Consider the following 21,735-nt stretch of genomic DNA (forward strand, 5'->3'; position numbering starts at 1 on the left):
CTGATGCCGGGTGGTTGGGCGGGACGTTGCTCAGTGATGAGGGACCCTCCATCCGCAGGCCAGTTGCTCAAGGCTGCGGTGGCCGGCTCTTCACAGGTGATCAAGGGACGCTGAAATTGAGGTGGGTCAATTGAAGTAGTGTGCCTTGCCAGCATCCGTCGCTCGGGGTCGATGTTAGATAGTGGTCTCTGTCCTGGTAAACTGAACCGTTGTGCTTTATTGAGGAGGCCCCGGTGATCCCGGTGATTGATGTTTTTGCTGGCCCAGGTGGGTTGAACGAAGGATTTTCGAGCGTCCGAAACGGATTCGGGGAACAGGTGTTCAAGACTGTCGCCTCGATTGAGATGGAACACTCGGCCGTCCAGACTTTGCGCCTCCGAAGCGCCATGCGCAAGATGCGTGAACAGGGGCAATTTGAGGACGGGGCACTTCAAAAGTTTCTCCGGGAGTGTGGTTCTGTCGAAGTTCTAAAGTCTGATGGGACTTTTTCCGTCGTATATCAGGAAGCGATGAAAGAGGTACATCAGTTTGAACTTTCAAAAGAAAGTCGCACTGAATCCGACAAGATAATTAGCGATGCCTTGAAGGAGAGCAACGGCCCGTGGGTACTCATTGGAGGGCCTCCATGCCAAGCTTACTCTCTGGCCGGACGATCGCGTCGTACTCACGATGCCTCATTCGAAGATGATCATAAGCACTTTCTGTACAGGGAGTATCTCAATATCATCAAAGTTCATCAGCCGACTGTTTTTGTAATGGAAAACGTGAAGGGGATGCTTTCTTCAGTTAACCGGGGACAGAAGACTTTTGAGCTAATTCGTGCTGACTTGGAGAATCAAGGGGATGGAATAGAGTATGATCTCTATTCCATGGTTCAATCCCGCCGTGGAGATGAACTTAAAGCCGACGATTTTCTGATCTATTCCGAGAAATATGGTGTTCCTCAGAAGCGCCATCGCGTCATCATTGTCGGTGTCAAGAGAGACAGTGGTTTAGGCGCTCCGGAGCTCCTTGAGAAAGTCGATATGGTGACCGTGGGGGACGCGATTCATGGGTTACCGGCGTTGAGGTCGACTGTTTCAAGGCAGAAGGGTGCAGATGATGACCTGTGGTATCAAGCACGAAAGAAAGTTGAAGAGCTTAACCCTGGCGCATTCAAGGGCCTGAAATGCAGAACCAACCTTCCAGTTTCGTCCAGGGATCTCCCGCATGCCTGGTCAAAGACTGGTAAGCGAAACATAGACGACTATCGAGAGTTTGTCCGTCCGCCACATATATCCGGGATACCGACTTGGAACCATGAAGCCCGCGGCCATATGGTTGAGGATCTGATTAGATACGGCATGCTAAGTAGCCTCTCAAGAGGTAAGACGGCAAGCCTTAAAGTTAGAAACCTTAATGAAGGTCTTTGGCCGAATCATAAGAATATTCGCAACGATGTAGTTCCATTTGCCGACCGATTTCGAGTTCAGTTAGATTCGCTTCCATCAACGACGGTTGTTTCGCACATCGCTAAAGATGGTCATTATTACATCCATCCGGACCCAGTTCAAATGCGTAGCCTCACTGTTCGTGAGGCTGCACGTTTGCAGACTTTTCCGGACGATTACATATTCTTGGGAAATAGAACGGAACAGTTTACCCAAGTGGGGAATGCCGTACCGCCGCTTTTGGCTAAGAAGATAGGGAATCGGATACGCGACCTAATCCTTGGACAGGGATTGATTTCTAGCTAAGGTAGATCGGCCTTAGGTCTCGGGGTGCTTTCTGCAGTCGAAAATACGGAATCTACAAACTCTTGAATCTGAACGTTGTCCATTGTGAAAACACTGAAGACAGCAAGTTTTCTACGAAATATTTTCATCGCTGATCGAAGTAGATCCATCCGGTTCGAGGTAACGCTTGACGCTAAGTGCCGTTCAATGATTGCGGTCGCCAAAGGTTTATATCCGGATATCCGAGGTCGCTCCATGAGCTGCACAGCTTCGTCCTCGCCCAGCTTCCGCGCCAATTCTGGGCCAAAAAGTTCCGCTCGCCACCAGAGCCGGCCAAAAGTTGTTCTAGTCATATGGAACAAGCGTTCGTCAGAAACTACCCAGCTACCTGCCGGGCTCTGAGTGCCGTATCTCCAGATCACGACGTCGGGGAGCATCCGGACATTGATGAAGTTCCAGACTTCATTGCTAGCGGCGTCGGCTGGCAATATCTGCATGCTTTTGTGTAAGATGCCGGCAGCATCTTGATCGAATTTTGTACGGAATCTTGCGCTTTCAGGGAAACCGTGTTCCTTTGCGAGCATAAGGATGTCACGCCGGATCGCATGAAGGTCGATATTGGAGCACCTTTCTGTTGCGACGGCATAAAAGTCTGCACCTTGCGAATCGGCGCCATCTGCTATCTGACCAATTTCATGGAGGGAAAGGGCAGTTAGAGTGTTCCATTGGCGATGACCAAGTGCTGTGGATAGTCTAGGGAAGCATCGTAAATTTATGATTGTCATTGTGATGCACCTTCAATCGCGCCCTGCAGTTCAGCCTCAACTCGTCCTGGATCTTCAAGGTACTTGCTCTTTACTGCCTCAACTGATGGCCCAATTAACTTGACTACAGATATAAGCAAGGCGCCGAGGGAGCCCTCCAAGTAATCAGTATTCTGATCCAAATCTGGGTTCTGCAATGCCTCCCTAAGTAACTGTCGTGTGAAATCGAGCTTCAAAAATTTAAGCCACAGCAGGCTCGTTTCAGAGGCAGTTTTTTCTATAAGGGCGTTCATCACGGGATTGTCAGTATTCAGCCACACCCAGATTGAGCCGCTGGCTGAGCCATCCAGATCTTGAGACATCATTCGGAGCCACCACAATCCTGAAGATGGGTTAGATAAACCCTGGTCCTTGAACGAGGTGGGCAAAATTGCTACCTGTCCGCTATTACCTTCAAGTCGAACTTTGGTTGTGGATGTATAGATAACATGGCCGACTTCAGTCGGCGCGAATGGGCTGGTGTTTGCGGAGGCAGGCTCAAAAAGCGAGAGGACAAGCTCCACGCTTAGGGTGCCACCTAGAGAAGAGGCCGGAATTCTGAGCGGTATTTCTTGTGCTCCGTTCACCGCGACACGGGGCACACTCCTAGTAATTACAGGCGTACCCGTTGACCGAGCGATGAGTACCCAACAAACCCTAGCGTAGGGGCCTAAACCAAGTTTCTCTTTGGCATCCGAAATAGACAATGAAACGGATGCGCTAACAGTAACGTCAGCATAATAGTTCCAGTCAGCCAAGACCTCATCTGTAGGATGAACCATTTGCCCATTAATCGAATACTGCCAATTTATGGCGACCATCGCATCGTCATCTAGGACGTTATGACCGTAACTTATCGTTCTCAACTATTGACCTCTTCAACGAGTGCAGCTACTTTGACAGCAACATTTAATGGTTGAGTAAATATAGCGGTGAAAATCTCTTCGGTGGGAGTTGCAAAAATGACCTTAGAGCTAGTAAGGATTTCGGCCTCTCCTTGTCGCCTCCAGCCGACAAACTCCGGTAGATTCAGCGGATCTTCGGTGGAGAAATCAGTATCGATACTGCCACCGTCAGTGACTATCTGGGGCGAAGCAGTGAGCTGCATTGCGGTGTCTTTCTGGCCCCCATTCACGTGGAAACGGAATTCTACGTGTGGACGGTCTCTGATCATCGTCAATTTCGGGGGCGCCGTCAACCTAGCGGTGGCTCTGCGTGATCCGCCTGAACGGCCAGTCGGAATAGACCCTTGGCTCGGGCTCGTCTCAGTGGATGCCGCTCCAGTTCCGGAGAATTGACCGACAAGTCCGCCAAGTTCAGCAGCGATTTTCGTTGCACCGGTGGACATCACCGCGGCAGTTGCAGCGGGGTCAGCTGTATGGAGGTCCTTGAAGATGTCACTAATGCGTTTGAGCGCTATGCGCACGAAATTTGCAGTCCCGCGTTTGGAGTTTGTTTGGACGATCCAGTCATCGTGGGTGACGGGTTCCGAACTGGCAAAGTCCGGATCAACGAGGTCGTCAGCAATAAATACAGAATGGGCGGCATGCTCTGAGGGTGGTGCGGTGACGGGCAAATACTTGACCACCATTCGGGGCTTCCGTAGAAGCGCGACGTGATTCTGTAGTTCTTTTGCGTCACCATGAGCCTCCATAGAAACGCGCATGACCAAGGAACCGAGTCTCTTCACAGGTTTGAGGGACCTGACAGGGTAGATCTTTACGAAGGGTGAAAAGAACGTGCCTGGATCTTTCTTGTACTGCAGCCAATCCACGTAGCTTTGTGCGAAATGTCTAACCAGCGGTTCATCTAACGGATGGATGTCCTTAAGATTTACTCCGTCCAGTGAAAATTGGAACTTTACCTTGGGACCGTTTCCATCATCTATCGCAAGAGGCCATGCCCAACGTATGGCAGCGTCTCTCAACGCCCGGATTCGGCTGTCAATCAGGATGTCTTCTTCTGAGAGGTTAAACAGTTCTGGAGCTACGACCATGATGCTGGTTCCGGATTCTCCCATTGCGGGCACAGGAAATCCTACACTCATTGCCATTTCGCGCGCGTCAGTACCCGTCATTGGGTCAATGACGGCATCGTCTGCTAAGACACCCCACCAATTGCGGCCGGTGTATTTGTATCCATTGTCAACGTAGTCACCATCGCCTCCGGAAACGCCAATGAGACGATAATCGATTCCTGAGGGAGTTTGAGTTTGAGAGTAGACCAAGCAAACGCCAATTCGACTTGCTTGGAAAAGGACGCCTTTGCCCAAGCCATACGTACCGCCTTCAAGTCCTTTACTTTGGGAGCGTCCAAAATTTCTGATGAAGTCGACGAAGTCGCTTCGTTCGTTCTCACCTGGAGCGATGTTAGCTCTAAGCGGGCCCCCAAGACCTCGCGTCCCATAATCTGAAATAGTTAGGACACGAATTCTGCCCTTCGAGGGCATCTGCCGCAGTTTCGTAGATGCGCCTTCGGGAGGTAGCTCGGCGAAGATTTCATTGACCAATATCGAGGTCTCGGACTCACTCAATTCTGTGTCAGCGATGGCGAATCCGATACTATCTTCGATGCGAGCATCGTAGCTGTTCTGGAGGGATTCGCGGACAAGCACGTTCCACAAGTCCAAGCTGGTCTTACCCATGGCATTCTGAAGGGAGCGTGCGTCGCCACTTCCCGTAGCTTCCCAAGGGTGTCGAAAGAGGGAGAATTGCTTATTCACAGGGGCACCCTGACTGTTAGTTCTTCTAGCGCTATGTCTGAAGCTGGCAGTGGCCCCAGATCGACGGAATAGTTCAAAGAGCCTATTTGGTCCAAAATCGAGGGGGGAACGGTATAGCTGGTGAGCTGCGGAAAATCTTGAGTCACCTTCAAAGCCTTATGGGTCAGCTCCGTGAATCGCTTATCCGAGTAGTGTCCAGAATCCTCTTCAGCGTATCCAAGTAGCCCGACTTGTCGCAGTATCTCCAGACGGTCCAAACCTCGATCGTAGAGCCTCTGAAGCAAAGCTGGTACTGAGACGCCGTTTACGGATTTTTCGATCTGGTACACCACAACAAATAACGGAAGATGGTCCGTTGGCTCCAGCTGTTTTGACCCGTGGAAAGTTACGGTCAAGCTGTTGTGGTTGGTCGTGGTCTTAACTTCGAAGGAGGCATTCGCCAGTTCAAAGTCATGACGCATGCCTTGCGGTCCCGTCCACGCTGAAAGAGCATCAATCCCGTGATGCATCGTTAGCTGCTCCAAGAACAGAAGCTCACCGTAAATGCCGACGAGCTTTTCTTCGCCCAGCAACTTTGATTGAGTGTCCCGAAGCATCTCTTTCCAGCGTTCAAGGGTATTTCGAGTAGCTCTGTCGGCTTCGTTTGGGTTCCTGGAAACCGCTTCAAGAACATCATCAGCAAGGAGACTGAACTGGGGCAGAAGGCGTGAGGAAGTACATTGGAGCACCAGGAAAGTACGGTCTTTTCCGGCGATTCGCATCTGACGGTAGCCGAAAGTGATGATCTTATTTTGCCAGTCGATTCCTTTTCTTTCCGTTTCTGCGACTGGAACCATTAAGGACGGAAAGCCCTGTGCGTCGATAGCATGTACGACTTCTCCCAAGGGAGTCGAGGCAGTAGTAGGGCGCGCCGTCAATTTTTTTGCTGCGGCCGCAGCGGTCAAGTATTCGAATATCGAACTGGAGGCCTCGTTATGCTCTGTCACTTTGATGCATTCTCTTCTTGGGTTGCTAATTCTTCATCTCGCGCATCCGCTTGGATGAGTTCATCATCGGCGTTGTCAAGGTAATCTGGGCTAACTTTGGCGCTGATGTAATCTATCGTATCGGTGTTGAATTTTGATTCAGGGAAGAGAAGCCCCACACCAACCAAGTGCTGTGGTGCCTGTAGAGCTTCGCGTTCAGACTTTCCGACAGCGGCAACAGTGACTGTCGTATCTCCTAGGACGTCGGGCCGAGGCTGGAATGTATCTTCTGAGTTCATATTGATTGGATAAATAATAAGCAGGCCAGTCTTGTCTAAACCTCGTTGAGATCTTATGGTCCTCAGATGCCGATCCAGTACTTTGGACTCATCGGCTAGCCCAAGGGAGGAAACGACGGCCGACTTTGGTAGTTCGAGATCGGCGATGCGATCCCACCGAGAAGCGATGGCCTTCAAATTAATCGTGTCGTCCGTTGAAGTACTATGCTTTCGCCGACGCAACAATTTCAGAGGTTCATCTAAACCAAGTGACAAATCTGAAGAGTCCTGCCCTTGTCGTTCGATGAACACAATATTCCACTCGTCCAACAGTCCACGCTCATTCTGGGATCGGATGTAGTCTTTGATAGGTTCGGACTTGAATGTGCGGGCATCTTCATGAACTGAATATTCATCTAAGAACTGAAGAACGATCTCAGCTGGAACTTTCATGAACCCACGACTGTTGGTTCGCTCCAGTTCATTCTCTTTGTGGCCTAGAGCAATAGCACGCTGAACGAGATTAGTTGTGGCTTCGACATTGGCATCGAGCCATTCCTGATCATTGCTGAACAGAATCGTCTGAATCTTGTGACCCGAGAACGTGACTCGTGCCTTGATTGCGTTCTTCATTTTGGATGCGGACGTGACAGCCATCTGAGGGTGAGTTCGAATTCTGACGGGAAGTTGGCTTGGATCCTTGTTCTCTTTGGCGTAGACCTCAATCTCATCTCGAATCTCCGCTTCAACCGTTGCCAATGCTGTGAACCAGCGGCGTAATTCATCAGTCATCCAAATCCTGACGAGATCCTCATACCCCTTTCGGTAGCCAAACCATCGCCCCATTTGAAGAAGCGTGTCATATGCCGATGAAGCTCGAACGAAGTAACTAGATATGAGCCCTTCCAGCGTCAAGCCGCGAGACAGGGTATTTCCTCCGATGACAATTGCCGTCGAAGGTTTCTCTTTGTCGTAACTCAAACGTTCGGTTGACAGATAGTTGTCAACAATGACTTTTGTTGCCTCCAAGGTATCTGACAGATTTGCTAACACTTCTGAGAAACTTATCTCTGAATTGTTAAACAAAGTGGCGGATACGCGGGCAGTTTCTTCGCTCCACAAAGTTTCGATCTCGGTGATGAGTTCTCTATCATTGTTGTTGAAGTCTCCGCGAATTCCGTTCAGTTCGATATCAACAGCTTCTTGGATTTCGACGTGAGCCAATGCTCGCATGGAAGTGTGTATCAGCATCGAAGAGTGTTTAATTTCTGAGGTTCTGAGCCGCCTTGCTGTCGTGGCCAAAAGAAACCAGAGAATTGAGGCCCGCATTGTACGGGAGACTTCTGCAGTCCAGGACTCTATGCTGTTCTTTCCCGTAGGAGGGCGGACCTTAGAAACATCTGCCTCAGGGATGGTCCGCACGATGTCTAGTCCGTCGTCAGGATCTGTGCCTTCCTCCGCGTCCAACGTGCCAAAGATGCGTTCAGGCCCGAAGTAGGCATCTGGTCGAGGCAGACTGACAACATAGGTGCGCGGGTATAGGTCAGTGGGGTCTTTCGGGTCAATCAACAGATTAGCGAAGGGCGTAGCCGTGTAAGCAATGTATGCGGACTTTGGGTGAGACAACAGTTCCCGGATGAGGGCGTTAATAGTGGATTGCCGCTTCGTGCCAACATCGATGGATGCCTGGTCCGCCTCATCGTCAATGACGAGGATCGGGCAGGATGCGAGGGTGGTGGCTGACGCCTTTTTTAACCATTTGTTGAGGCGAGAGAGTCGCGCTGGGTTCTTCTTGACGACAGCCAGAAAGCGTAAATCGTCTTGGCTCAGAAGGGCTTCGGGAAGGATATCTTCGGAGAAGTCCTTTTCGAGAGTTGTCAGTGGATGGATGCGCGTTGGATGAGAGCCGAGTAGGTAGTGCTGAATTCGGTCTTGCGTCTGCTGGCGAAGGTTATCTGTCTGGCCTGATAGGACGATGATCAGCTTGTATCCCACATCAGCGGCCTTGGCTATCACTGACATAAAATTGGTCGTTTTACCGCTTTGGACGTACCCGAGGACGAGTCCTCGGGTATCTATGTGTTCATCGCCAGCACTGGAACCTAGAGAAATGACTCTCGATGAAGCCTGATCCACATCTTCGCACCCATCCGGTATCTCCTCTTTTAGTTGATTCCATAGCGGAGGCCAGAACACGTCACCGCTGGCGGGACCGCCGTACCAGCTGCCGACTTGAGGTCCTATGACGGTATCGCCTTGGTCGTCCCAAACGAGTATGAGATTTCGGCGGCGTTCGTACTCGAGGCGACCGGCCATCAGGAGGTTTTCTGGGATGGCCAAGAAGCCAGTTTTTAGGAAGCTTACGGCCGCAGTAATAGACTTTCCTCCGCGAACGAGACCTTCAATTAGATCGGCGACCTGCTTTACTTGGCTTGACTGCGCGTCTGCCTCGTCTTTTTGCTGTGAAATTTCCTGCTTCATCGCTTTTCCCCCGTAACGTACGTGCATCTCGAAAACACTCCAATGAGATCCTACCTAAGGGTTCAGAGAAACCTCGTCTTTTCTGCCTTATGGCCGCAATCTGGTGACTAATAGGAATCAGATTTTATGCCTACTTCAGATTTATTGGGCTTACTGCGGTGGCGGTGAGGCTTCAGTGTGCGCTGGAATTCCAGGTTCACATTTTGCTTGCGAATGGGTGGGGTTGCCGCTTGCTCACACTTAAATCGGCCGCGTGTGCCACGACGTCCGCCGACTCCCACGTCACCTACTGTCGCGTAACTTTTCCCCGTGCCACAGTTGAAACGTACACCGCTTCCATAGGAGACCTGCCGTGAGCATTCGAGACAACACCAACCGCCGACTCAAGGAAGTACTCGACATCATGGCCGCAGGGTCGTGGTTGGTTGAGAAGCCCAACGGGGGAGAGGTCCTGGCGAAAGCCACCACGCGCATTCCCTTCACGAAGGAAGAATCCGAGCTCCTCAGCGGCGGCATTCCCCGCGGACACAAGAATCTCACAAAGGCCACAGCCGATCTGGTCAAGGCCGGCTGGATGACCAAGGGCCGCAGCGGCTGGGAGATCACGGAAAATGGGCTGCGGGCAACCGTTGCCTTTAATACTGTCGAAAAGCTTGTCGACGCCCTCGGCAACGGCACACTGATTCCGGCGGGCACCCCGCTGCCGGAAAAGCCCGCTGAAAAAGCAGCAGCCAAGGCCGCCGCCAAAAAGGCCTCAAGCAAGAGCGCAGCCACGAAGCCGGCAGCCAAGAAACCCGCCGCCAAGAAACCGTCAGCAAAGCCAGCCACAGCCACAGGCACAGCCACGCAGGCGAAGGAGTCCACCGACGCGCCGGCCGACCAGCCCACATCGGTGGCCTTGGCCGGGACGTTTGGCGAAGCGCTCGGAGCGAAAAACTGGGACCCCGCACACAGCGCCCTGCAAATGACGTTGCAGCACAGCGGCACGTGGCAGCTCACAGCCGACCTGCCGGCCGGAAAATACAGTTACAAGGCCGTCCTGAACGGGTCCTGGGACGAAAACTACGGCGCGTTTGGTGTGCTGGATGGGGCCAACCACGAGTTCGCACATGTTGGCGGCTCCGTCACATTCCACTACAACCACGCCACCAAGGACGTGTTGAGCGCCGATGACACGGAAAGCTAAGCCGGCAGGAGCCCCAGGAAGTGGACAGGGTTCGGTCAACCCTGTACGCCCCGCTAACCTTGAAGAATGACAACGGACGCGAGCATTTTCCCCTTGGGCCAGCCACCGGCAATGGCAACGGACCCGGCTCCCGAGCCGGCGACAGAGTCGTCAACTGCCTGGCAGGCCGACGGCAGTAACATCGTTGCCGAAGGGGACAACCTCAGCTTCCTTGGGACGCTCCCGGATGAGAGCTTCCGGCTGATCTACATCGACCCGCCGTTCAACACCGGCAAGGTTCAGACGCGCCAAAACATGACAAATGTGCGCAGCGAAACCGGCTCGCGCGTGGGCTTCAAGGGCCGCAGCTACGACACCATCAAGGGGCTGGCCCTCAGCTATAACGACCAGTTCGGCGACTACTGGGAATTCCTGGAACCCCGGCTCGAGGAAGCCTGGCGCCTGCTCAAGGACGACGGCACCCTCTACCTCCACCTCGACTACCGCGAGGTCCACTACGCCAAGGTGCTGCTCGACGCGCTCTTCGGCCGCGAATGCTTCCTCAACGAGATCATCTGGGCCTACGACTACGGCGCCCGCTCCAAAAAGAAGTGGCCCGCCAAGCACGACAACATCCTCGTCTACGTCAAAAACCCCAAAACGTACTACTTCAACAGCACAGAGGTCGACCGCGAACCGTACATGGCGCCGGGCCTGGTCACGCCCGAAAAAGTCGCGCTCGGCAAGCTGCCGACGGACACCTGGTGGCACACGATCGTCTCACCCAATGGGAGGGAAAAGACCGGATACCCGACGCAGAAGCCGCTCGGCATCCTGCGCCGCATCATCCAGGCGAGCACCGAACGCGGCGACTGGGTGCTCGACTTCTTCGGCGGCAGCGGCACCACCGGCGCCGCCGCCCAGGAACTGGACCGCCGCTTCGTCCTTGTCGACCAAAACCCCGAAGCCATCGACGTCATGCGCACCCGCCTCGACCCCGAGTCAACCACCTTTATTAAGCACGACGGCGTTAAATCAGTTGCGCTGCCGGCTGACCTTGACGCCGTGGTCGCGCCGGCGCGGCTTCCGGGGGCTGTAGTCCGCGCCCAAGCTTGCGCGTCTGCCACGTGTGTCAGCCCAGCGGGACCAGCCACTCCACAGTGAGGTAGATGCAGGCGGCAACGGACAGCGCGCCGGTGAGAATCGCCGCGAACCAAAGGGACCGGCGTCGTACTTTGACGGCAAGGCCCAGCAGCAGCGGAAATGCGACCATGGCCAGCGTGGCCAGGAAACCGGCAATGCCAAGAGCCACACTGGCCGCTGTCACGGTGCCGTCGTAGGTCCCCGCCATGACAATGTACGAGAGCAACCCCAGCAAAACCACCGGGTAGGCCAGCAGCGCCCAGCCCACCAGCGTGATGCCAATGGCCCACCACACTGACCGGTGGGGCTTGGCGGCAGGTTTGGGCGTTTGGACAACTGAGACCGCCAGTCGCTGGGACGGGATCTCGCGGTGGGGACGTGGCATGGAAATATTCTGGCATGCCGTGCTGGATGTGGGCTGTGTTAGGAGGCGACGGTCACAAACGGGCCCCGTTGAACATGGTCAGATACAGGAAACCCGCGGCGAGCACGGACGGAGCGCCCGTGACCCAAGCCAGGAGCCGGTACGCGAAGCTGGCGCGATAGTGGCCGATGCCCGCAAAGAGCGGGGCCGCCACCATGCAGAGTGCCACGACGCCAAGGAGGACGACGAAGCCGCTGTCGCCCGAGCCCATGGTTCCCTCGTTGTACGACCCGGACAGCTCAATCACAGCGCCAATGAACCTGACCACCAAGACGAGGGGGAGCGCAAGCAGCAGCCAGCCAACGACGGTGATGACGATGGCCTTGTCGCGGCGCGGCATTTTCAAGTTGTCCGCGGGACTGCTCACGGGAATGCTCATGCATCATTTTTACCATCCCCAAGTTAATTAGCCAAACAAATGGACTAATTGGGGCTCATTGGCGCGTGGCTTCCGGGGTGACGTCCGGCGCGGCTTCCGCGTGGCTCCCGCGTGGCTTCGACAAAGGGGTTCTCCGTGGAGGAGTCTTCCATGCCCGGCTCTGGTCAGAAGTACGGACCCAAGTAAATGATTGCGGCCCCGACAAGTGCAGGAATGACGGTGATGATGCCGATGATCCACAAGCTCTTCAGGCGGAACGTGGTGGCGCAGCCCAGCAGGATGGGAGAGGAGAGCATGCACAGAACGGACACAAGGCTGAAGGCCACGTAGCCTCCCGTGGCAGGCCGTCCGGGGGCCAAGCTCAAGTTCATTGCCGCGGAAAAGAAGAGCCAGAGGGCTGGAACGGCGAACAGCGCCCACCCTGCCAGGGCAATAAGGATGAGCCAGATGAAACTTCGCCCCTTGCGGACCGGTGGCGGTGGCATGCGGGGGCCGGGCTGGTACGGGAGTGATGGCGGCTGCTGATCGGGATATGACATGGATGCCTTATGCGACTGGTGGAATGTATCGGGGCGGGGCGGATCTGTGGGATTCAGCCGCTAGCCAAGGTTGGCCACCCAGCGGAACACGAAATACAGGACCACGCTGACTGTGGGGATGCCGGTGACCAGGGCCGCACGCCACATGGCGCGTTCGCGGAACCTGACGGCCTGCCCGAGCAAGTGCGGGGCGGCGATCATGCAAAACAACAGCACGACGCCGGCGAGCATCAGTGCGATGTTGCGGGGGTCCCACATGCCGCGGTCGGGCCTCATGACCTCGGCAAAGATCAGCGCGGACATCATGATGATGGGCAGAATCACCACCACCCAGCCGACGAGCGACACGATGGTGCCAACTAACTGTGAACGCTGTGGCTGCAGATGCTCGCCGTGTGCAGCCGGGTGGCTGGAAGTATCAGTCATGCTCTATTTCTATCAGCATCGGACGGTGATTATTAGTTTGTTGTGCCGGGGCAGGCTCTTGGGCTGCCTTGCCGCACTTGCCGCGGCTTCCACGCTGGCGCATGATGGGCTCACGTGGAAATTAGTGTCTATTGAATGGGAGCCGCATGCCCATCGCCTACTGGATCATCGCGGGGCTGCTTGCGTTCGTGTACGTCTACTCCGGTGGGATGAAGCTCGTTCGGACCCAGACGCAGCTGAAATCAGTTATGCCGTGGGTGGGCCAGGCGCCGATGGTGGCCGTCAAAACCATCGGCACACTTGAAGTCCTCGGCGCCATCGGCCTGATCCTGCCTCCACTGACTGGCATCCACCCGTGGCTGTCCATCGCCGCAGCCACCGGGCTCGTGCTCCTGCAGATCGGCGCGATCGGCCTTCACCTGTTCCGCGGTGAAAGCCGGCAGATCGGCTTGAACATCGTCTTGTTCGTACTTGCTGCCGCCGCAGTGTGGCTGGCGATTCCCTGAGGCCGACCGGTTCGGACCACGTCAAGCGGCCGGGGCGGGCCGAAAGACTTCCTGCTCGATCCGGGCCAGGGCCGAGGGTTCTGCGGCAATATCCACGGTCCCGCGGGTCAAGGCCAGGGTCAGCACCTTTAATCCAGGGGGCAGGATGTTCGCCGGACCGTGGCCGCTGGTCCCTTGCGTCCCGGCAACGGAGACGACATCCAGCCTTACTGGCTTTCCCAACGGCACTTCAGTGCCGGACATGATTTCTTGGAAGATGATAGTTCGCGGCTGGCAGTCGGCGGTGCCGCAGGCCCATACGTCGTCCAGGGAACCTGGCCGCGACCCCGGATATCGGATGAAAGCGATGATGCCACGCGCTTCCAGGGACTTCCTCCGTTTCCGGGCTGCCCGCGCATTGAGCCAGAAGAGGCCCGTCCACAACAACACATTGAACACGACCATAAAGAGGGCAGGCGGCCAGTTGCTCCCGCTGGCGAGATAGGCGAAGAATCCCGCCGAAGCGACAAGCACTATGGCAAGCGGGATGGCGGCTGTCCTGTGCCGCCAGAACCATTCCCTCATATCGGGGCCGTCCTTGCCGTTGTCACCGAGGGGCCATGCAAGGCCGTATTCCTGTTAAGTGTAGTTGTGTTGGTTCCTCCCGCAGAGGGCTCTTGGGGACTCCCGGCCGGCCACAGCACCAGGTGCCCCGGCGACGCAAGGTGCGTGCCGCCGTCGTGCTTAATTTGCGAAAGACTATGGACGGGATGCTTGACTGGGTGTATTCTGTGTCACCGCCTATAGTGGTTTGGGTGACATTGCCGGATGTCTCGGGAAAAGTTTGAAAGAGGACCACTGTGCACGATCGTATCCGCCACGCTGGATTGTTGGAGAAGCGCATGTCTGCCGAGGCGGCAGCCGCGCTGATCAGGCCGGGAATGACAGTTGCCATGAGCGGCTTCACCGGCGCCGGCTACCCGAAAGCGGTCCCGCAGGCGCTCGCCTCCCGGATGGAGGAAGTGCACGCTGACGGCGGATCATTCAAGATCAAGGTCCTCACCGGTGCGTCCACGGCTCCCGAGCTCGACGGCGTCCTGGCCAAGGTGGGCGGCATGGAGCTGCGCCTGCCGTACATGTCGGACCCGGCGCTGCGCAAGCGGATCAACGACGGCGAACTCGACTACATGGACAACCACCTCAGCCACGTGGCACAGCACACCTGGTTCGGCTTCTACGGTGGCATCAATATTGCCATCATCGAGGTGGTGGGGATCCGGGAGGACGGCTCGCTGATTCCCTCGTCGTCGGTGGGCAACAACAAGACCTGGCTGGACATGGCGGACGCCGTCATCCTGGAGGTCAACACGCAGCAGTCCGCGGCCATGGAGGGCATGCACGACGTCTACTACGGCACCGCGCTGCCGCCGTTCCGCAAGCCCGTGCACCTGACAGCCCCGGAAGACCGCATTGGCCAGCCGTACCTGAACCTCGACGTGGACAAGGTCATCGCCGTCGTGGAACCCGACGCACCCGACAGGCTCTCGGCTTTCGCCGAGCCGGACGCTGCCTCCAACCAGATCGCCGACCACCTGCTGGATTTCCTGGACGGGGAAATCAAGGCCGGGCGCATGACCGACAAATTGCTGCCGCTGCAGTCCGGCGTGGGCAACATCGCCAACGCCGTGCTGGCGGGGCTCTCGCGCGGCGGTTACCGCGGGCTGAAGGCGTATACCGAGGTCATCCAGGACGGCATGCTTGGGTTGATCAAGGACGGCACCATTGAATTTGCCTCCGCCACCTCCTTCTCCCTGTCCGAGGCGGGCATTGAGGAATTCAACCGGCACGTGGACTTCTACCGTGAACGGATTGTGCTGCGCACCCAGGAGATCTCCAACCACCCTGAGCTGATCCGGCGCCTCGGCTGTGTTGCACTCAATGGCATGATCGAGGCCGACATTTACGGCAATGTGAACTCCACGCACGTGGTAGGTTCCCACGTCATGAACGGCATCGGCGGCTCGGGCGACTTTGCCCGCAACGGCTTCCTCGGTGCCTTTATGTCCCCGTCCACGGCGAAGGGCGGCCGGATTTCCGGCATCGTGCCGATGGCCAGCCACGTGGACCACACGGAGCACGACACCATGGTCCTGATCACGGAGCAGGGGCTGGCCGACCTGCGCGGTTTGTCCCCGAAGCAGCGCGCCCGCGTCATCACCGAAAAGTGTGCGCACCCCGACTACAAGCCGATGCTGGAAGACTACTTTGCGCGCGCCTCGCGTGACTCCTACGGCAAGCACACCCCGCACCTGCTGGGCGAGGCGCTGTCCTGGCACCAGCGCTACATCGAGACCGGGGACATGCGCCCGTAGGCGGTTGCCTCCCCGCCCGGTGAACCCACCGGATGCGTGCCCGGGGCACCCAAGTCCGGCAGCCGCCGTCGGCCGTGTCCGGAAAAGCCGTGGCGCAACTCGACATCGCTGCCTCCCGTGGGCACAATGAAAGCTCAGCTAACTGGAGGGGGCGATCATGGCGTATCCCATGTCGCGCGCGGTCCCGGGCACGGACACGGTGCCGCTGCCCACCTCCCCGGTGGTGTGGGCCGGCTACGTGATGAAAACCCTGCGCTCCTGCATTTTGGTGGCATTCCTCTGGGCGCTGGCCGTGGCGATGCTCGGATTCTTCTCGCCTTTTGAAATCAGCCGCGTGTTCGACGACGTCGCCCACTTTGTGCCGGCCCTGCTGTTCGTTGTTGGCCTGGTGGGGGCTCTTGGTCTGGGAAACCAGATCGGCAAGGACTTCAAGCACGTGCTGGGGTATGGGGTGGTCAAGCGCACCTCCGACCACCATGGACACACGGTTGTGTCGCGGCGCGGCAGGCGGTTGGCCCACGCCTCCGTGCTGACGGGCCTCCTTGCCGGCTGCATTGGTGCTGCCGTCATCCGCGCTGTCACCGAACACTGGCTCGGTTTCCTGCTGCTGGCAGGGCTGGCGGTGCTGCTGCTGGTGCCCGCGATCAAGGTCTTCAGGCTGGCCAAAATCATGTGGCGGCAGGCCAAGGTGGAACAGCGGACGCACCGGGACATTGTGGCCGGCGGGGACCATTCGGTGGGCACTGTGGTGGCGGTGACGAACGAGCGATTCATTGTCGACAACAGGGCAATGTTTCACGTTGAGCTGGAATACCGGACGGGAGGTCGGCTGGAAAGCAGCCGGATCCGGTTCTTTGACTATCCTGTCTGGGCGCCGGCCATCGGCAATGAATTCGATGTGTGGACGGACCCCGAGCGGCCCTTTGTCGAGGAACGGATCCTGCTTGAGCGCCGGTACCTCGGACAGAATTTTGTGAACATCGCTGACGAACCTGTGCCGGGGGAGCACGTCAGCGACGAGGACGCCGCAACCCGGCCGGAGCCAGGCCCGGACGGCACAGTGGCTGGCAGCGCGGCGTTGGGCATGCGCTACGTTCCCCAGTGGATGGCAGATGAAACCCATCCCGACGGCCCGTCAACTCCCCGGGCCGCACGGCGGACCCGCTTTCTGATCGGCATTCCGCCAAACCTGATTGCCGTGCTCGCCTTGGCCGGCACGCTGCTGGTTCCGTCCATGGTCGACGACGTCCCGTGGTGGACGCTGGCCGCCCTCTGGCTCTATACCGTGCTGACCATCATCAACGCCGCCGTGTATTGGCAGTTCATGATGCGCCGGCGCTGGTTCATCCGCTCCGGGGTGTCGTTCGGGGCCACGGAGGCGGCGGTCTTTGTCGGATTCTTTGCCGCCGCATTCTCCATGCTCACCACGCACACCTTGGTGTTTGGCCCATTGAACCGCGAAATCCCGTGGACGCCCGCGCACGTGCTGACCTGGGCCGCCGTGATCGGGGCCCTGCTGGTGTTTGAATGGGCCTTCACCAGCAACGCGTGGGCGCTCAAGCACCTCAACGCCGAGTTCCCCGCACCGCCGGAGGCCATCCAAGAGGCGCTGACAAGCCACGACCCGGACGGCATCGACAAGCTTGAACGCGACTACGGTTACCGCGCCGGCGTGTTTCTCTGCGATTAGTGTCCCGCCTCTTTAACTCGGCCTTCATTCGTCTTCAATTCGTTGAATGAGTGCTCGAGTCCATGTGTGGCATGCTCTGGGTGACCAAGGGGCGAACTGATCCCGTGCAGTGATGAACGCGATCGCCCATCCCGATGGATTCGCAGATACAAGTCCCCGAAGGCCTTCATCAGGACGCATCCGCTGAGGAGATCCGTGCGTCATTTAGACGATTATGGACAGGAATCAGGGCCGCGGGGGTGCTAGGAAATATTTTTAGGTAGTTGTGGATAATAGTGTTGCTTTCCACACATTTGAGATATGCTTGTGGTATGGGTAGTTCAGTGAATTTCCCGGTTGGCCGGGATGGTTCATCCACCACAGTGAGTGTGGCGGACCTGATTGCTGGACTTGCTCTTCCTTCCATTGAACCCCTTGGCACTGACATTGCTGCGATGGCCGGGTTGCCCGATCTGCCGGTTCCCGATCCCCGCCACTGCGGCCCCCGTCGCGGCGCTGCTGACACTGCCCAGCCAGCCGCTGCTGAAGCCGTTGACCCCGCCGCTACTGTCCCCGACGGTGCTGGCGCCGGGTCTGCCGCTCTTCGTTCCCCTGTTGCTGGCCCATCTGCTGGTGTTGGTGTTGTGGAGTCCCGTTTGGAGGGGGCGCGGGCGTTGATGGATGGTTGCACTGACGCGATTGCGGCGTTGCATAAGCATCAGAATCAGTGCGCGGCGCTGGCGGCTGTGTTGATAGCCCGTTTAGAGTCCACGGCTGTTCTTGAGGGCGGCATTCTTGCTGTTGATTCCTGGCAGTACGATATCTCGCTGATGTCGATGCGGGCTGACTTGGCCGGGATCTTGTCGGTGTCCGAGGGGGTGGCGGGGCAGTTGATTCTGCATGCGGGCACGCTCGTGAACTATTTGCCGGCCACGATGGAGTCCTTGAGCAGTGGCTGGTTGGGGTGGGACTACGCGGTCATCATCGCCCAGGAAACGAGTCTGCTGCGTGAAGCAGGCCTGGCCCAGGAAACTGTTGATGCTTTTGAGCAGGTCTTGCTCGGCAAAGCTGCCGGCGCCACGCTGCCGAGTTTCCGGGAGAAGGCCCGGCGCCGCCGGGAACGGTTCTACCCGGAAACGATCACTCCCAAGACGCGGCGTGAGTATAGCCAGCGGCGGTTGGGTGTTTCTCGTGCCCGGGACGGGATGTCGTGGTTGAGCTTGTATGCACCAGCACCGACCGTGGAGGCTATTTGGGCTCAATGCACTCTGACTGCCCAGGCAGCCCAGGGACCCCACGAAGAGAGGACCCTGACCCAGCTCAGGGCTGATGTCGCCGCGGCCCTGCTGCTGAACCAGTCCATGGCCGAAAACCAGATCTACGCCCCCACCCAACCCAACACCACCAATACCGCCGGCACCGCTGATGGCACTTCCAATGCCGCCACCACCACTGACGGCACTTCCAATACCGCCAGCACCGCCGCTGAGGGCACCACCACTGATGGCACACCTAACGGCGCCGGCGCGGGGACTGGGCCCGCTGCAGCTAACGGCGCTGCGGATGCTGCCGGTACCGCCACTGGTGATGCTCAGGGTCCGTGGTTCGCGCCAGTGGACCCGGCCGCCGACGGGGTCCCCCTGGACCCCGGCCCGGAACCAGAGCCAGACCCGGCCCCAGAGCCCGTCCCGATCCGTGATCGTGGCCCGGACTGGGACTATGTAGCCCGGCGGGACCGTGGTGTGGTGGATGTTCCTGACAGGTGGGTGCCTGTCTTTGACGACCCGGACTATTCCGATCCCGGCTTCAAGGACCCCGATATCCGCAACGGTCCCGATTGGGACCCCGCAGCCATCCCGCCAACCCTCACACCACCCCCGTCAAGCGCCGACAACGCAATCACGACCGCCGACAGCGCCAGTAGCAGTGCGAACTTGGCCTCAATTACCGGTGGTGAGGGGACAACTGCGAGCAACACCACCAACAATGCGAATATCGGCACCAACAACGGCGCCAGCGGCGCCGGTGCCAGCACTGGTAGCAGTGCCGCCGGGGGTGGTGCTTGTGTGGTGGGGCCGGTGTGGCCGCCGATGCCGCAGGTGACTCCGGTGTTGTTGATTCCTGCGTTGTCGTTGTTGGGGGCCACGAATGAGCCGGCGTGGTTGGAAGGTTATGGTCCGCTCAGCATGGAAGTTGCCCGGCACTTGGCGGCAGGGGCTCCGTCGTTGTTGCGGGTGTTGGTTGATCCGATCAGCAATGAACCTCTCGATGTGGCTCCGCAACGCTACAGGATCAACACAGCGATGCGCACGATGCTGCAGATCAGGGACGAGTACTGCCAGTTCCCGGGGTGTCTGGCGAAAGCGACGAACTGCGAGATCGACCACATCAAGAAATTTGAGCACGGCGGCCTCTCCATCTACGACAACCTTGAAACGTTGTGTCATCGCCATCATGTGCTGAAGCATTTCAAGGACGACAGGACCCGTACCGGTGAATGCCGTACCGATCAAAGCCCGGAACGTGAAGCAGTGCGCCTGCGTGGCTGGACCCCGGCCATAGTCGCCGGACGGGTTGCCTGGACCTCACCGACCGGGCGGTACTACCCGCCAGAGGTCGGCGATACGCAACCACCGGTCTACCCGGAATGGCTGAAGACACACATCAACAAAACCCTCGGACAACCAGACAGCCACAACAACACCGGCCAAAACACCGCCGCTGACCCCGCGAGTACTGACCCCGAAAGTGCTCCCGAGTTCCACGAGCCCCCGGATCCTCAAGAGCCTCAGGACTTCCACGAGTTCGATGACTCCCAGGACTTCTTGGACTTCGCGGTCCTGGACGAGGACGACATCCCGGGCATGGAACAAGACGACGACCCCTACGCCCGCCCGCTGCCAGTGCCGCCACCAGGGACCTTCCCCACCGACGAGGAACAAGCGGCCCTCGACAAAGAAACCCTCGCCAACTACCTCGTCAGCCATCCAGACATGGGACGCTGAGCAGGGCAGTTGAAGGCCAGTTGAAGATTTAGCCGAAGGTTGTTGCCCGCCAGTGGCTGGTGCCGATCAACGTGCGGAACCGATCACCGGCTCCGATCAGCCGACCGGGACGCCTAAGGATTCTTCCGGAGGGACCGCCGCAGTGTCCGCTTGATGTTCCGCCAAGGCCGTCGCGAGTTCCTGTGCCATCATGTCCATGTTGATGGCCACCGCGGCATTCGCCCCGTCCTGAGCCGAGGCCAGCACAGTGGCCTTCATGTCCGTGACGTTGCCGGCCGCCCATACGCCGGGAACTGCTGTCAGCCCCGTCTCGTCGGACTCCAAGGTTTCCCCAAATTGGTTGGGTGTCGGCACAAGACCCAACCCGGTCAGGAAGGCTGCGCGTGCGACAACCCGCGACTGGACAGTCAGCGCTTGAACCGGATGGCTGGTCCCGTCCGTCAGTTCGACGCTGTTTACGGCATCATCGACGGCGCGAACCCTGGCGATTTTCCCCTCAACCACTGTGATGCCACGGGCGGCCAGTTGTTCACGTTCGACGTCGGCGGGCCGGGGCTCGTCGTTGAGGAACAGTGTGATGTTGGGCGACCATTGGCGGAACAGCAGCGCCTGGTGTGCGGCAAATGACCCGCTGGCAATGACGCCAATGGCCTGGTCCTGAATCTCCCAACCATGGCAGTACGGGCAGTGGGCCACGTCCTTGCCCCAGCGGTCGCTGAGTCCCTCGATTTCGGGCAGCTCATCCACCAGCCCTGTCGTGACGAGTATCCGCGCTGCGTCGAGAACGTCACCGCTCTCGAGTGAAACACGGAAGCCGCCGTCCAAGCGCTGTGCCCCCACCACTGTTCCCTCCACAACTCGCACGTCGTATTGGGCCAGGTCTGCCCGGCCCAGGCGAACCAGCTCACGGGGCGCAACGCCGTCGCGCGTGAGAAAGCCGTGCACGCCGTGAGCCGGTGCGTTGCGCGGCTGTCCGCCGTCGATGACCGTGACGGACCGGCGTGAACGGCCCAGGAGGAGTGCCGCGCTGAGTCCCGCAGCTCCGCCGCCGATGATGATTACGTCTTGCATGATGTCCGCCTTCTGATGGGTCGCTGTGTCCTTCAAGCCTGCGCCCAGACATGTCGAAGTGGCAATGTTTGTTGCTGGAATGGCAAACTGGTT

The 21,735-nt window shown here is 57.8% G+C and carries 18 protein-coding genes; 7 read left to right on the plus strand and 11 right to left on the minus strand.

The window, feature by feature from the left end; translation table 11 throughout:
* The first annotated feature begins 233 nt into the window (after positions 1-233).
* Complete coding sequence (locus ACT3TS_RS09040; protein ID WP_444531178.1) at positions 234-1,736, plus strand: DNA cytosine methyltransferase; 1,503 nt, start codon at positions 234-236, stop codon at positions 1,734-1,736.
* Here ACT3TS_RS09040 and ACT3TS_RS09045 read toward each other — a convergent pair.
* Genes ACT3TS_RS09045 through ACT3TS_RS09065 form a run of 5 tightly spaced genes read right to left on the minus strand, consistent with a single transcriptional unit; the run spans position 1,733 to position 8,964 of the window.
* Positions 1,733-2,500 (minus strand): hypothetical protein, encoded by a 768-nt coding sequence (locus ACT3TS_RS09045; RefSeq protein WP_444531179.1) that lies wholly within the window; start codon positions 2,498-2,500, stop codon positions 1,733-1,735. The two genes, ACT3TS_RS09040 and ACT3TS_RS09045, sit on opposite strands and share 4 nt — an antisense overlap.
* Positions 2,497-3,339 (minus strand): hypothetical protein, encoded by an 843-nt coding sequence (locus ACT3TS_RS09050; protein ID WP_444531180.1) that lies wholly within the window; start codon positions 3,337-3,339, stop codon positions 2,497-2,499. Before ACT3TS_RS09050 ends, ACT3TS_RS09045 begins: the two co-directional genes overlap by 4 nt.
* Before the next feature lie 41 nt (positions 3,340-3,380).
* Positions 3,381-5,240, minus strand: coding sequence for a hypothetical protein (locus ACT3TS_RS09055; RefSeq protein WP_444531181.1), 1,860 nt, complete (start codon positions 5,238-5,240; stop codon positions 3,381-3,383).
* Positions 5,237-6,226 carry a PD-(D/E)XK motif protein gene (locus ACT3TS_RS09060; protein WP_444531182.1) on the minus strand — a complete coding sequence of 330 codons (990 nt, stop codon included), beginning with the start codon at positions 6,224-6,226 and terminating at the stop codon, positions 5,237-5,239. Before ACT3TS_RS09060 ends, ACT3TS_RS09055 begins: the two co-directional genes overlap by 4 nt.
* Entirely contained in the window at positions 6,223-8,964 is a 2,742-nt protein-coding gene (locus tag ACT3TS_RS09065) for a Z1 domain-containing protein (RefSeq protein WP_444531183.1), read from the minus strand. Before ACT3TS_RS09065 ends, ACT3TS_RS09060 begins: the two co-directional genes overlap by 4 nt.
* A gap of 352 nt (positions 8,965-9,316) precedes the next feature.
* On the opposite strand from ACT3TS_RS09065, the gene ACT3TS_RS09070 reads away from it, so the two are divergent.
* Together ACT3TS_RS09070 and ACT3TS_RS09075 are read left to right on the plus strand one after the other, a co-directional pair.
* Positions 9,317-10,150 carry a pullulanase X25 domain-containing protein gene (locus tag ACT3TS_RS09070; protein WP_444531184.1) on the plus strand — a complete coding sequence of 278 codons (834 nt, stop codon included), beginning with the start codon at positions 9,317-9,319 and terminating at the stop codon, positions 10,148-10,150.
* Positions 10,151-10,261: 111 nt separating this feature from the next.
* On the plus strand, positions 10,262-11,293 hold the full coding sequence (locus ACT3TS_RS09075; protein ID WP_444531276.1) for a DNA-methyltransferase: 1,032 nt from the start codon (positions 10,262-10,264) through the stop codon (positions 11,291-11,293).
* On the opposite strand, the gene ACT3TS_RS09080 is transcribed toward ACT3TS_RS09075, so the two are convergent.
* From ACT3TS_RS09080 to ACT3TS_RS09095, 4 genes are all read right to left on the minus strand, one after another.
* A complete protein-coding gene (locus ACT3TS_RS09080; RefSeq protein ID WP_444531185.1) occupies positions 11,262-11,657 on the minus strand; it encodes a hypothetical protein in 396 nt (131 codons plus the stop codon). The two genes, ACT3TS_RS09075 and ACT3TS_RS09080, sit on opposite strands and share 32 nt — an antisense overlap.
* 52 nt (positions 11,658-11,709) lie before the next feature.
* The gene (locus tag ACT3TS_RS09085) at positions 11,710-12,075 is read right to left on the minus strand and encodes a hypothetical protein (protein WP_444531186.1); all 366 of its coding nucleotides are present in this window, start codon (positions 12,073-12,075) and stop codon (positions 11,710-11,712) included.
* Positions 12,076-12,239: 164 nt separating this feature from the next.
* Positions 12,240-12,614, minus strand: a complete 375-nt coding sequence (locus ACT3TS_RS09090; RefSeq protein WP_444531187.1) for a hypothetical protein — start codon at positions 12,612-12,614, stop codon at positions 12,240-12,242.
* Between the two features lie 60 nt (positions 12,615-12,674).
* Complete coding sequence (locus tag ACT3TS_RS09095; protein ID WP_444531188.1) at positions 12,675-13,040, minus strand: hypothetical protein; 366 nt, start codon at positions 13,038-13,040, stop codon at positions 12,675-12,677.
* Positions 13,041-13,186: 146 nt separating this feature from the next.
* Between ACT3TS_RS09095 and ACT3TS_RS09100 the strand changes: the two genes are divergently transcribed.
* Positions 13,187-13,546 carry a DoxX family protein gene (locus ACT3TS_RS09100; RefSeq protein ID WP_444531189.1) on the plus strand — a complete coding sequence of 120 codons (360 nt, stop codon included), beginning with the start codon at positions 13,187-13,189 and terminating at the stop codon, positions 13,544-13,546.
* Positions 13,547-13,567: 21 nt separating this feature from the next.
* Here ACT3TS_RS09100 and ACT3TS_RS09105 read toward each other — a convergent pair whose 3' ends face one another.
* Positions 13,568-14,110 carry a hypothetical protein gene (locus ACT3TS_RS09105; protein WP_444531190.1) on the minus strand — a complete coding sequence of 181 codons (543 nt, stop codon included), beginning with the start codon at positions 14,108-14,110 and terminating at the stop codon, positions 13,568-13,570.
* A 275-nt stretch (positions 14,111-14,385) separates the two neighbouring features.
* On the opposite strand from ACT3TS_RS09105, the gene ACT3TS_RS09110 reads away from it, so the two are divergent.
* The 3 genes from ACT3TS_RS09110 to ACT3TS_RS09120 all read left to right on the plus strand — a co-directional run bounded on the left by ACT3TS_RS09110 (position 14,386) and on the right by ACT3TS_RS09120 (position 20,571).
* Complete coding sequence (locus tag ACT3TS_RS09110) at positions 14,386-15,897, plus strand: acetyl-CoA hydrolase/transferase family protein (protein ID WP_444531191.1); 1,512 nt, start codon at positions 14,386-14,388, stop codon at positions 15,895-15,897.
* Between the two features lie 157 nt (positions 15,898-16,054).
* The gene (locus ACT3TS_RS09115; protein WP_444531192.1) at positions 16,055-17,587 is read left to right on the plus strand and encodes a hypothetical protein; all 1,533 of its coding nucleotides are present in this window, start codon (positions 16,055-16,057) and stop codon (positions 17,585-17,587) included.
* 311 nt (positions 17,588-17,898) lie between these two features.
* Entirely contained in the window at positions 17,899-20,571 is a 2,673-nt protein-coding gene (locus ACT3TS_RS09120; protein ID WP_444531193.1) for a DUF222 domain-containing protein, read from the plus strand.
* A 96-nt stretch (positions 20,572-20,667) separates the two neighbouring features.
* Here the strand turns inward: ACT3TS_RS09120 and ACT3TS_RS09125 are convergent, their stop codons facing one another.
* Positions 20,668-21,642 carry an NAD(P)/FAD-dependent oxidoreductase gene (locus ACT3TS_RS09125; protein ID WP_444531194.1) on the minus strand — a complete coding sequence of 325 codons (975 nt, stop codon included), beginning with the start codon at positions 21,640-21,642 and terminating at the stop codon, positions 20,668-20,670.
* Positions 21,643-21,735: the final 93 nt, after the last annotated feature.

The organism is Specibacter sp. AOP5-B1-6 (genome assembly GCF_052376555.1).
In the GTDB taxonomy this organism is placed as follows: Bacteria; Actinomycetota; Actinomycetes; order Actinomycetales; family Micrococcaceae; genus Specibacter.

Bases quoted from the DNA above. Each gene is read 5' to 3' on its own strand.
- ACT3TS_RS09080 (WP_444531185.1), bottom strand. From the start codon at position 11,657: ATGCCACGTCCCCACCGCGAGATCCCGTCCCAGCGACTGGCGGTCTCA.
- ACT3TS_RS09075 (WP_444531276.1), top strand. From the start codon at position 10,262: ATGGCAACGGACCCGGCTCCCGAGCCGGCGACAGAGTCGTCAACTGCC.
- ACT3TS_RS09125 (WP_444531194.1), bottom strand. From the start codon at position 21,642: ATGCAAGACGTAATCATCATCGGCGGCGGAGCTGCGGGACTCAGCGCG.
- ACT3TS_RS09045 (WP_444531179.1), bottom strand. From the start codon at position 2,500: ATGACAATCATAAATTTACGATGCTTCCCTAGACTATCCACAGCACTT.
- ACT3TS_RS09050 (WP_444531180.1), bottom strand. From the start codon at position 3,339: ATGGTCGCCATAAATTGGCAGTATTCGATTAATGGGCAAATGGTTCAT.
- ACT3TS_RS09090 (WP_444531187.1), bottom strand. From the start codon at position 12,614: ATGTCATATCCCGATCAGCAGCCGCCATCACTCCCGTACCAGCCCGGC.
- ACT3TS_RS09105 (WP_444531190.1), bottom strand. From the start codon at position 14,110: ATGAGGGAATGGTTCTGGCGGCACAGGACAGCCGCCATCCCGCTTGCC.
- ACT3TS_RS09085 (WP_444531186.1), bottom strand. From the start codon at position 12,075: ATGAGCATTCCCGTGAGCAGTCCCGCGGACAACTTGAAAATGCCGCGC.
- ACT3TS_RS09115 (WP_444531192.1), top strand. From the start codon at position 16,055: ATGGCGTATCCCATGTCGCGCGCGGTCCCGGGCACGGACACGGTGCCG.
- ACT3TS_RS09100 (WP_444531189.1), top strand. From the start codon at position 13,187: ATGCCCATCGCCTACTGGATCATCGCGGGGCTGCTTGCGTTCGTGTAC.
- ACT3TS_RS09065 (WP_444531183.1), bottom strand. From the start codon at position 8,964: ATGAAGCAGGAAATTTCACAGCAAAAAGACGAGGCAGACGCGCAGTCA.
- ACT3TS_RS09120 (WP_444531193.1), top strand. From the start codon at position 17,899: ATGGGTAGTTCAGTGAATTTCCCGGTTGGCCGGGATGGTTCATCCACC.
- ACT3TS_RS09095 (WP_444531188.1), bottom strand. From the start codon at position 13,040: ATGACTGATACTTCCAGCCACCCGGCTGCACACGGCGAGCATCTGCAG.